This window comes from Bacillus sp. LR_5 (assembly GCF_042709275.1).
Genome location: NZ_JAVAXX010000004.1, coordinates 34,098 through 46,950, shown reverse-complemented (window position 1 = coordinate 46,950; position 12,853 = coordinate 34,098). Strand labels below are relative to the sequence as shown.

Annotated in this window: 1 protein-coding gene; it reads left to right on the top strand. The window is 45.8% G+C overall.

Annotated features, from left to right (window positions below):
* The first annotated feature begins 15 nt into the window (after positions 1–15).
* The gene (gene pksM / locus RAC86_RS02005) at positions 16–12,810 is read left to right on the top strand and encodes a polyketide synthase PksM (protein WP_377885355.1); all 12,795 of its coding nucleotides are present in this window, start codon (positions 16–18) and stop codon (positions 12,808–12,810) included.
* The last annotated feature ends 43 nt before the right edge of the window (positions 12,811–12,853 follow it).

The window sequence follows — 12,853 nt, the reverse complement described above, 5'->3', positions numbered from 1 at the left end:
GAGAGGAGTGGGAAAATGATAACTGAACAACTGCACATTTCATTAAATAATCCAATCATGTCCAACCACAAGGTATATGGACAAGCGTTATTACCCGGCCTTGCTTATATAGATTTAATCTACCAAGTATTCCAGGAACATGGTTATGCATACCAAGAGCTTGAATTAAAAAACCTGACCATTTTTTACCCTTTGATCGCAGATGAGTCATATGACATTGCCCTGACCATTCACGTGTCTGAAAGAAAGGAAGGGACATGGTCCATCATCATCGACGGACAAAAACAGCATGGAGAATCACTATCTGACAAGAGACAATATGTGACTGCTGACATGCATCGTAAAGAGCAAACCGCTTTTGCCGAATCAATAGACCTTAATCAGTGGAAAAATACAGCTGACAGGATTCTGAATTTAGATGAAATCTATGAACAATGCCGATCTCAAGAGTTAGTGCATACCGGCATGATGAAGGCGGAAGGACAGATTTATGAAGCCAAAGAGGGGGCTTTAATTGATTTAGCAGTCGGACAGGAAGCGTTGCGTCATTCTGATGCTTTTCTGTTTCATCCGACGCTTATTGACGGCAGCGGCATAGGTTCAAGCTGCCTGATCTCAGATCAAACGATGTACCTGCCATTGTATTATGAATCGTTTTCTGCTTCAGAACGATTGCAAAAAGGATGTACAGCACGGATCCTCTCCTCATCTGTGCGCCAAAAGAAAGAACTCACTTATATGACGATTGAATATTTTAATTCATCAGGACAAAAAGTGGCCGAGCTGAAACAATTTGCAGGCAAGTCTGTACGGAATATGTCAGCCTTTCATTCTCCAAAAGAAATTCAAGAAAAAAGAGCTGCTGTCTCTCAGAACATCAGTCGGGACTATCCCGCATTTGAAATGTATTTGCGTCAGCTGCTTGCTAAGCAGCTTGAAAGGCCGGCAGAACAAATGGATATCCACGCTGGGTACTATGAGCTAGGCTTGGATTCTCCGTCATTGCTTACCGTGGTTCAGGAAATTGGAGATAAGGTTGGAGCGGATCTTGCTCCGACACTGCTGTTTGAATTTACAACAATTGCAGAACTAGCTGCTCATCTTGCTGATCAATATTCAATTGGAGAGGCGGACGATGCTGTCCGCCAATCTCCTTCACCAATGAAGGATTCTCCTGATGGTGTTACCTCTTCACCAGAGATCGGTGAGGACATTGCCATTATCGGAATGGCGGGACGCTATCCTAAGGCAAAAAACATACAGGAATTTTGGGAACATCTTAAAGCGGGTACCGACTGCATCACAGAGATTCCAAACTCACGCTGGGAATGGAAAGAAAACAATGGACTGGATTCACCTGCAGGCAAGCCACTCTCGAAATGGGGCGGGTTTATCGAGGAGGCTGATTGCTTTGATCCTCAATTTTTCAGAATCTCTCCGCGTGAAGCGGAAATGATGGACCCTCAGGAACGGTTATTTTTAGAGACATGCTGGGAAGCTATTGAAGATGCGGGTTATACACCAGAGACAATTGCTGCACCGCAGGGAGAAAATAAAAGACAGCATGTCGGTGTGTTTGCCGGCGTAATGCATAAGGACTATTCCCTTATAGGGGCTGAAGCTCTATCAGAACACAATCCATTTCCTTTATCGCTGAATTATGCGCAAATCGCCAACAGGGTCTCTTACTATTGTAATTTCCACGGCCCAAGCATGGCGGTGGACACGGTCTGCTCTTCCTCATTAACTGCGGTTCATCTGGCAATAGAGAGCATCCGGAATGGAGAATGCGAGGCCGCGCTTGCCGGAGGCGTCAATTTGTCACTGCATCCGGCTAAATATATCAGCTATGGCAGTGTAGGGATGCACTCAAGTGACGGCTATTGCCATACTTTCGGCAAAGGCGGGGATGGCTACGTATCTGGAGAAGGTGTCGGCACAGTATTGCTAAAACCGCTGCGAAAAGCTGAACAGGACGGTGACCGAATCTATGCTGTCATCAAAGGCAGTGCGATAAATCATGTAGGAAAAGTAAGCGGAATTACAGTACCGAGCCCTGTAGCTCAAGCTGATGTAATCGAAGCATGTCTAGAAAAAACAGGAATTGATCCGCGCACCATCAGCTATGTTGAAGCCCATGGCACTGGCACCTCATTGGGAGATCCGATTGAAGTACAGGGGTTAGTAAAAGCTTTCAGCCGCAATACGCAGGACAAGCAATTCTGTTCAATCGGTTCTGTGAAATCAAATATTGGCCATGCTGAAGCTGCAGCCGGCATTAGCGGCTTAACGAAGACTGTCCTGCAGCTGCATCATAAAACCTTGGTGCCGTCATTACATTCAGAAGAGCTGAATCCTTATTTGAAGCTTGATCAAACCCCATTTTTTGTCCAGCATGAAACAAAGGAATGGGAGCAGCCATCTTTTACAGAAAACGGGGTGGACGTCACATATCCCCGCCGTGCCGGTTTAAGTTCGTTTGGCGCTTCAGGATCAAATGCGCATCTTATTTTGGAAGAATATATTCCAGCAGAGAGCCATTCAGAGACGATTTTAACGAAAAATGAAGAAATAGTGATACCTTTGTCTGCGAGAAACAAAGATCGTCTGCAGGCTTACGCTCTTAAACTTCTTGATTTTCTTAGCGAGGACGTCAATCTTTTAGCGTTAGCTTATACCATGCAGGCAGGACGGGTTGAAATGGAGGAGCGTGCGGCCTTCATTGTAAAAGACATAAAAGATTTAACGGCTAAACTTCGGGCGTTTGCCAATGGAGAAGAAGAGATCGAGGGCTGCTGGACCGGACGAGCCAAGGAGAATCAGGAGGCGGCTGGGCTAGCATCGGTAAATGCGCTGAATAACAATTTGATAACAGACAGTGAAATGATGGAAATGGCGAAAGCATGGGTTCAAGGAAAGCGGGTCACCTGGGACGACCTATACGGCGATCGCAAGCCGCTTAAGATCAGTGTTCCGACCTATCCGTTTGCAAGGGAGCGCTACTGGATCCCGGTTCCTGAAATGAAAACCAGCACTGTGAATCATATCTTACATCCGCTGGTGCACCGCAATACATCAGACTTTACTGAGCAGCGCTTTAGCTCTGTATTTACAGGCACGGAATTTTTCCTGTCAGATCATGTTGTACAGGGACAGAAGATTTTGCCGGGCGTTGCCTATTTAGAAATGGCAAGGGAAGCAGCGGAAAAAGCTGCAGGCGATCTGGACGGCGAACAAAGAGTGGTGTCGCTTAAAGACATTGTGTGGGTGCGTCCTATCACGATAGAAAGTGAACCAAAAGAAATACATATTGGCCTTTTTCCTGAGGATAACGGGGACATTTCCTTTGACATTTATAGCAGCTCTGAACATAAAGAAGAAGCCCTGACGATACACTGCCAAGGCCGCGCTGTCATTTCAGATGAAGCGGACACTTCCATTTTAAACCTTTCATCAATACAGACAGAATGCAGCCTGGACACAGTGACGTCAGAACAATGCTATGCAGCGTTTCGAAAGATTGGGCTTGACTATGGAGAGGGCTATCAAGGGATTGAAAAAGTCTATGTCGGCAAAGATCAATTGCTTGCAAAAATCTCGTTACCCGCTTTTCTAAAAAACGACAAGCAGCATTTTGCGCTCCACCCGAGTTTGATGGATTCCGCGTTCCATGCCACAGTCGGTTTTATCGTTAGCTCAGTCAATGCCGCTGGACAAGCTCAGACGCTGTCTCTTCCATTTGCGTTACAGGAGGTTGATATTTTCAGCCCATGTCCAGAGAAGATATGGTCTTATATTCGATACAGTTCAGACAGTAAAGCGGAGGACAAAGTCAGAAAGTATGATATTGATTTATGTGATGAGAACGGACATGTTTGTGTGCGAATGAAGGGTGCTTCGATGCGGGCACTTGATGGAGAGCGGCATTCAAGGTCTCAACTAGTAACTGATTCTCAGCTGACCGGGCATACGATGATGATCCCCGTCTGGGAACCAGTCTCTCTAGAAGCGGAGGATAATGCTTCGTTTGCTGGTAAAAGAGCTGTTTTATGCGGAGCTGCTGAAGCTGATCGGACTTTCATAAAGCATCATTATCCGCAAATTTCCTTTGTCGATATCCGCCCTGCAGATGACATTGAGGCAATAGCGGACAAACTGCAAGCGTACGGAAGCATTGACCATGTCTTGTGGATTGCCCCGTCAGACCTGGAGAATAGTGATAGACAAGGAGAAGCTGTTCTTAACTTATTTAAGTTCGTGAAAGCTTGCCTGCAATTAGGCTATGGCGAGAAACAACTTGAATGGTCTCTTGTGACAATCCAAGCGCAGCCGGTTACGCAACATGAGGCAGTACAACCCGCTCATGCAAGCATTCATGGACTTGCCGGCACAATGGCAAAGGAATATCCACACTGGAAAATCCGTCTTCTCGATCTTGAAAAAGGCTGCACATGGCCGGTAAATCACATGTTTGCGCTCCCAGCTGACCGCCTTGGCCATGCTTGGGCCTATCGTAATCAGCAATGGCATCAGCAGCAATTGATCCCATATCGGCACTCACTGTCTGGCGACACGCTATATCGGAAAGGCGGAGTCTATGTGGTCATCGGAGGAGCCGGGTATATCGGAGAGGCATGGAGTGAGTACATGATCCGCCGCTACCAGGCGCAAATCGTTTGGATTGGGCGAAGTCAACTTAATGCTGCCATCCAGTCAAAAATAGACCGACTTTCGGCGCTTGGCCCTGAGCCTTTCTACATTGCAGCCGATGCAGCCGATAAGCATTCATTGCAGCAGGCTTATGATCAAGTGAAAAAACGTCATCCTCATATTCACGGGATTGTTCACTCTGCGATGGTTTTATTTGAGCAAAGCCTGGAAAAAATGAAGCCGGAAGAATTCACCGCTGGACTGGCGGCGAAGATCGATGTCAGTATGCGGATGGCCCAAGTGTTCCGTCAGGAGAATGTAGATTTTGTTTTATTCTTCTCTTCGCTTGTAGCCCATATCAAAAATGTGAAGCAAAGCCATTATGCCTCTGGCTGTACATTTGCAGATGCTTTTGCTCACCAGCTTTCTCAGAGCTGGGCATGCCCTGTAAAAGTCATGAACTGGGGATATTGGGGGAATAGTGAAGCGGCTGAGGATGAACATTATGTACAGCTCATGAATCAAATCGGCTTAGGTTTAATTGAGCCTGAGGAGGCTATGAAGGCGCTGGAAGCCCTGCTTTCTGGGCCAGTCAGCCAAACAGCTTTCATTCATACGACAAAGCCTGTAGCAGTCGAAGGCGTGAATCAGAATGAATTCATCACTCTTTATCCAGAGCAACCTTCAGCAGATGCAGAGAGCCTGATGGAGCGTCTGCCGACTACGGCACGATTTCAAAGAGTGACACATGAAGAGCTTGATGATCTTCTTTACAGGCTGTTGTTAGGACAGCTGCAAACGGCCGGGCTGTTTGAAGGTTATACATTATCGGTTGAACGTCTTCAACAATATAAGACTCGTGAATTTTATGGAAAATGGATTCGGCAAAGCAGCGAATTTCTCTTGCAGCATGGCTATCTTAAGAAAGTTGGAGATTCATTGGTGAGGAAGGACCAAGCAGAGGATATCGAGCTGCTTTGGCAAGAATGGAATGCGAAAAAAGAAAAGTGGCTTAAAGACAGCGAGACAAAGGCGATGGTTGTATTAGCAGAGGCCATGCTGAAAGCATTACCGGATATTTTGACAGGGAAAGTCCCTGCAACAGATATCATGTTCCCGCATTCCTCGATGGAACTGGTGGAAGGCATTTATAAGCATAACCAAGTGGCAGACTATTTTAATAAAGTGCTTGCCGATACATTATTAGCTTATCTGGATGAACGTCTGAAGCACGACCCTGAGGCATCGATTCGCATTATGGAAATAGGCGCAGGCACAGGCGGCACGAGTGCCGGAATCTTTGAAAAACTGAAACCATATCAAAAGCACATCAATGAATATTGCTATACAGATCTGTCTAAAGCATTTTTGCTGCATGCAGAAAAGGAATATGGGGCGGAAAATCCGTACCTGACATATCAGCTTTTTGATGTGGAAAAACCGATTGACCAGCAGGAATTTGAAGCGGGAGGCTATGATGTCGTCATTGCCGCTAATGTCCTTCACGCAACAAAAAATATCCGTCAAACACTGCGGCATACAAAAGCGGTAATGAAAAACAACGGAATGCTGCTGCTGAATGAAATGGCGGGAAACAGCCTGTTCCCTCACATCACCTTTGGTCTTTTGGAAGGCTGGTGGCTGTATGAAGATCCTGCAGTGCGGATTCCCGGCTGTCCAGGCTTACATCCTGACAGCTGGAAAGCGGCACTTGAAAGCGAAGGCTTTGAATCTGTCTTTTTCCCGGCCGAGGCGGCACATGATCTGAGTCACCAAATCGTCGCAGCCTCAAGCAACGGGCTGGTTCGCCGTATGATGAAAAATGTGATCTTGCCGGAGAAGGTTGTTTTACAAGCGTCTAATCAGGAGCCAGCCTACATTCATACCATAGATTCAGAGGAAGCTGGACAATCAAAACATGCTCTCCTAAGAGAAAAAAGCACAGAATATATGAAAAAACTAATCGGGGAAACGTTGAAAATTCCTGCAAGCAAAATTGAGTCATCTGAACCGCTTGAAAAGTACGGGATTGATTCTATCGTCGTTGTCCAGCTGACAAATACATTGCGTAAAGAATTTGACCATGTAAGCAGCACTTTATTTTTCGAGTACCAGACCATTGACGCATTAGTGGATCATTTCATCAAAACAAAAACAGAAGCGCTGATGAAATTAACAGGTCTTGACCGTCAAGTTCAACAACAGACACCGGCCGAAAGCAGAACCCAATCCTCACAGAAACCTGATCAGGCCGCTAAAAGAACACGGCGCTATCGCAAGCTTGGCTTCAGCGGGGAGAAAGAAACACCGACTAACACTCTTGCAAGCCGTGACGTTGCCATTATCGGCATTTCTGGACGCTATCCTCAGGCGGAAACAGCAGAAGACTTTTGGAACAACCTAAAAGAAGGAAGAAATTGTATTGAGGAAATTCCGAAAGATCGCTGGGATTGGAAAGCTTATTACGATAAAGAAAAAGGAAAAGAAGGATCAATTTATACGAAATGGGGCGGATTTATCAAGGATATGGACAAGTTTGACCCATTATTCTTTCAGATTTCTCCGCTTGAGGCAGAAAGAATGGACCCTCAGGAGCGATTATTTCTGCAAACCGCTTATGCAAGTATTGAAGACGCGGGATACACGCCTGACTCGCTCTGTTCAAGCAGAAAAATCGGCGTCTTTGCCGGAGTCATGAACAAAAATTATTCGACCGGCTACGGCTATTGGTCTATCGCCAACAGAATATCCTATTTACTGAATTTCCAAGGTCCGAGTCTTGCAGTCGATACAGCCTGCTCATCCTCCCTGACAGCGATTCATTTAGCGCTGGAAAGCATTTATAGCGGATCGAGTGATTGTGCCATTGCCGGCGGTGTCAATTTAGTTGTCGACCCGGTTCACTATCAGAATTTATCTGTCATGAATATGCTCTCCGCTAGTGATACATGTAAATCATTCGGCGATGATGCAGATGGATTTGTCGACGGTGAAGGCGTAGGCGCCATTGTGTTAAAGCCGCTGCAGCAAGCAATAGCAGACGGTGACCATATTTACGGTGTGATAAAGGCAAGTGCCATTAATAGCGGAGGAAAAACAAATGGATACACGGTTCCAAATCCTCATGCACAGGCACAGGTAATTAAAGAAGCAATGGAGCGCGCCGACATTCCTGCCCGAACCATCAGTTATTTAGAGGCGCATGGAACAGGCACTGCATTAGGAGATCCGATTGAGATAGCGGGGTTAACAAAAGCATTTGAGAAAGATACGCAGGAGAAACAGTTTTGTGCGATCGGCTCCAGCAAATCAAATATCGGTCATTGTGAAAGTGCAGCCGGAATTGCAGGGCTGACAAAAATACTTTTTCAGTTTAAATATGGCCAAATTGCACCATCATTGCATGCTCAGCGGTTGAATCCGAACATCGAGTTCAGCCATACGCCATTTGTCGTTCAGCAGCAACTTGGTGAATGGAAACGCCCGGTGATTGGCGGGCAAGAGGTGCCTAGGCGCGCTGGCTTGAGCAGTTTTGGCGCCGGAGGATCCAATGCCCATATCATCCTGGAAGAATATATTCCAAGGACGGGGGCGCAAACGCCGAAAGACCATCCTCCAGCGCTGATTGTGCTGTCGGCCAAAAACATGGAACGCTTGCAAGAAAAAGCGGAACAGCTGCTTACAGCCATCAAACAAAAAAGGTACCGCGAAACAGACCTGATCAGGATTGCCTATACCTTGCAAACAGGCCGTGAAGCAATGGAGGAACGGCTGGCCTTTATAGCGGAATCACTAGAGGATCTTGAGAGAAAGCTGAACGATTTTATCGAAAACAAAGCAGACAGCCTGTATCTGGATCGCATCGATGATAACAAAAAAGCGTTAGCAGTCTTATCAGCGGATGAGGATACGGAAAAAATCATAGAAGCATGGATAAGCAAAGGGAAATACACGAAACTGCTGGATCTTTGGGTGAAAGGCTTGTCTTTCGACTGGGGCATGCTGTACGGCACCCAAACGCCTGTCCGGATCAGTCTTCCGGCATATCCATTTGCAAAAGAACGTTACTGGGCACCAGGCGCGGCAAAGGCTCCGGCGTCTATAGAACAGGATCATGATCAGCAAACAGAAGAACCTTTCAAGGTTATGACTTTTCAAGAAGTGTGGAAAGAAGAGCCGGCGACTCTCACATCGAAACGTATCAAAACGCTCATCTGTTTTCTGACTGAAAGAGAAAAGCAAAACGCATTTGCTTCAGTCCTGAAAAACGTTGATCAAGACACCAAGGTCATTTTTATATCACAGGGCGAAGTGTACAGCAAACAGTCTGAATATAGCTACCAGGTTGTGCGGCAAGAACCCGTTACTTTTGAAAAGGCCTTCCAAAGCATTAAAGAAGAACTTGGAGAGCCAGAAGCATTCCTCTATATGTGGCCTATGGAAGACAAGCGCTGTATAAAGGACCATTCCTGTATTGTTTACCTATTACAAGGTATGTCCGCAGCAAAGCTTCATCCTTCACGGCTGCTGCTGGCAGGATGTTTTGAAGATGGTCTTGACAGAAGCTATCTGGAATCATGGATTGGCTTCGAACGTTCACTCGGGCTTGTCCTTCCGCACACAAAAGTGACTGGAATCTTTCAGCCGGCGGAACAAGGATCGATGGATGATTGGACACGTAATATATGGGCAGAATTACAGGCTTCAACTGAACAAACGGTTTTGTATCAGAATGCGAAACGATATGTAAATCACATTGAACAGACAACGATACAACCGGACGACAGCAAATTGAAGTCTGGCGGTACTTACCTGATTACAGGCGGTGTAGGAGGGCTTGGTTATTTATTTGCCAAGCATTTGGCCAAAAACTATGCCGCAAACCTGATTTTGACAGGGCGGTCGCCTTTTAATGATGAGAAGCAAAAGCAAATAAAAGAATTAAAGGATCTAGGCGGCGAAGCGATGTATGCAGAAGCAGATGTGTCTGATCCTATCGCAATGGGAGACTGCGTAAAAAGAGGGAAAGACCGATTCGGTGCCATCAACGGTGTTATTCATGCAGCCGGAATCGAGAGCGACTCTGCTATTTTTGACAAAAAGATCGAAAGCTTCCAGCGCATCATTGAACCGAAAATCAACGGCACGATAGCGCTTGATGAATGGCTTAAAAATGAAGACCTTGATTTTATGTGTTATTTTTCTTCTTCTTCTGCGGTTTTAGGGGATTTTGGATGTTGTGATTATGCGATTGGCAACAGGTTTCAGATGGCTTACGCACAATACAGAAATGAGCTGCATAACGGTAAAACGTTTGTCATCAACTGGCCTGTATGGAAGGATGGCGGAATGAAGATCGGTGATGAAGAAACAACGGATATATACCTAAAATCAAGCGGCCAACGCTTCCTAGAAGCCGAGGAAGGCATCCGTATGTTTGAGCACATCCTAGCTCAGCAGGATGCTCAGCATCTCGTGATAGCCGGTCAGCCCAGCCGTGTCAGCAGATTTTTAGGAATGACTGAACCAGCTATTCCAGAACCGGCCACTCAATCCCCTCTAGCACAAGAAAACAAGGATGAGGTAAAAACACTAAGCATTGAAAAGCGTTTAGAACACGACTTGAAAGAGCATATTCACACATTGCTTAAGATTTCAAAGGACAAGCTGAATTTGAACAAAAATTGGGCCGACTTCGGATTTGATTCAATCTATTTGGCTAAATTTTCGAATGTGTTATCAAAGCATTTCAACATCGAAGTGACACCGGCTTTATTTTTCGGCTATTCGACTTTACAAGAATTGATCGGCTTTTTCTTAACCGATCATAAAGAGCTGATTGAAGCATTTTACCGGGATGATGCATCAGAGGCGCAAAAGCCCCCTGAAGCTTATGCAGCAATTCCTGTAGCTTTAGAACCAGAAGCCAGTAAAAAAAGCATTCGGCAGGTTCACGATGAGCCTATTGCCATTATCGGCATGAGCGGCAGGTTCCCTCAAGCTGATTCGGTCCATGAGCTGTGGGATAATCTGAAAAACGGTAAATCGTGTATCTCTGACATTCCGGGCGAACGCCGGGACTGGGGGAGAGCTAACAGAGATCCAGAAAAAGCAGTGCCAAGGTGGGGGGCATTTTTGAAGGACATAGACCGGTTTGATCCGCTGTTTTTTCAAATATCGCCTAAAGAAGCCGAAAGCATGGATCCGCGCCAGCGCATTTTTCTAGAGGAAGCATGGCACACGTTTGAAGACGCCGGCTATATGGGAGATCGGATAAAAGGAAAATCCTGCGGTGTTTATGTAGGTGTGGAAGAAGGGGAATATGCGCATCTAACCGGAGATACGGATTACATTAACGGAACACAAAACGCCACATTGTCTGCGAGAATCGCATACGCATTGGATTTAAAAGGGCCTAATATGGCTTTGACAGCAGCATGTTCATCTGGACTGGTGGCGATTCACCAGGCATGTTCAGCTCTGCGTCAGGGGGATTGTGAAATGGCTTTAGCCGGCGGCGTCAGCTTGAATATTTCTCACATGTCTTTTGAGGCGCTGACAAGGGCCGAAATGCTGTCTCCGAACGGACAATGCAAAGTGTTTGACCAGGATGCCAATGGCCTTGTGCCAGGTGAAGCGGTGGCTGCTGTTCTCTTGAAACCATTATCAAAGGCAATTGAAGATAAAGATCATATTTATGGCTGCATCAAGGCCAGCGGCGTGAATTACGATGGCAAAACCAACGGCATTACTGCGCCAAATCCTTTTAGCCAGGCAGAATTGATCGAAAACATTTATGAAAAAAATGAAATCAATCCGCTCGATATTCAATATGTGATGGCGCACAGTACCGGCTCGAATCTTGGTGATCCGCTTGAGGTCCAAGCGTTAACGAGCGTGTTCAGCAAATATACGAAGCAGAAGCAATTCTGTATGATCAGCTCAATTAAACCTTTAATCGGACATACATTTGCAGCGTCAGGAACGGTTGCTTTAATCAGTATGCTGATGGCTATGAAAAAACAGATCATTCCGGCCACTCATCACTGTGAATCGGAAAACCCGTATATTCCGTTTAAAGAAAGCCCATTTGTGCTTTGCAAAGAAAACCGTTCGTGGATCAGGAAAAATCAGAAGCCGAGGATGGGAACGATCAGCACGACTGGAATCAGCGGCACCAATGCACATGCAGTCATTGAAGAATACATTCCGGATGATCAGCCGTCCACACAGCGGCATCAAGGGTCACCGCAGATCATTGTGCTTTCAGCCCAAAATGACGATCGGCTTCAGGATGCTGCCTGCCGCATGATTGCGTATCTGGAGCAGAATCATAACCTTTCTTTACCTGATGTGGCATATACGCTTCAGGTTGGGAGAAAAGCCATGGAAGCAAGGCTCGCGCTCGTTGCAAACAATCAGAAGCAATTGGTGCGAAAATTGAAGGAATATGTGGAAGCAATGAAGAATGGTGGGGTATCAGGCCAACAGAGATCCCTTTATTCAGGATATACAGAAGGGATTTTAGAAGAACAAGATGAAGCAGTTCTGCAAGCTCTCGCAAAAGAAAGAAATTTGGAAAACATCGCGGAATGCTGGGTGAAAGGATATCAGATTCCTTGGGAACTCCTTCATGATGGCGATCACGTTCGGATGGTTTCTTTACCTGGTTATCCATTTGCAAGGGAACGGTATTGGATTTCGTCAGGCACTCAGCAATCAGAGGCCGTTAAACAGCATTCACAAGATATGAAAACAGAGATTGACGAGCCGAATGGCAAAACCCATATTCAAAAGATCATTGTTCAATTTTTAGCACGAGAATTGGGCATATCTGAGGATCGAATCAATTTCAAAAGAAACTTCCTGGATTATGGGATGGATTCAATTCTTGGCCGAAAATTGATGCGGCATATCGAAAAAACCACGCAGCTGAAGATGGCCGGCCGGGAAATCCTTGAATGTCAGACAGTCCAAACTCTATCTGACCATTTGGCCTTAAAAGCGGAAAAACAAAATTATAGCGCAGCAGCACATCACATAAAGGGCACGTATACAGACGAGCAAATCATCGGATTGATGCAAGAGGTGGCGCTAGGGAAATTGGATTTTAAGAGTGTGCAAAACATCATAGAAGGGAGTAAATCGTATGAATCATAAAGAAATTCTCGATGCCTTCAGATCAGGAGAATTAACCATTTCT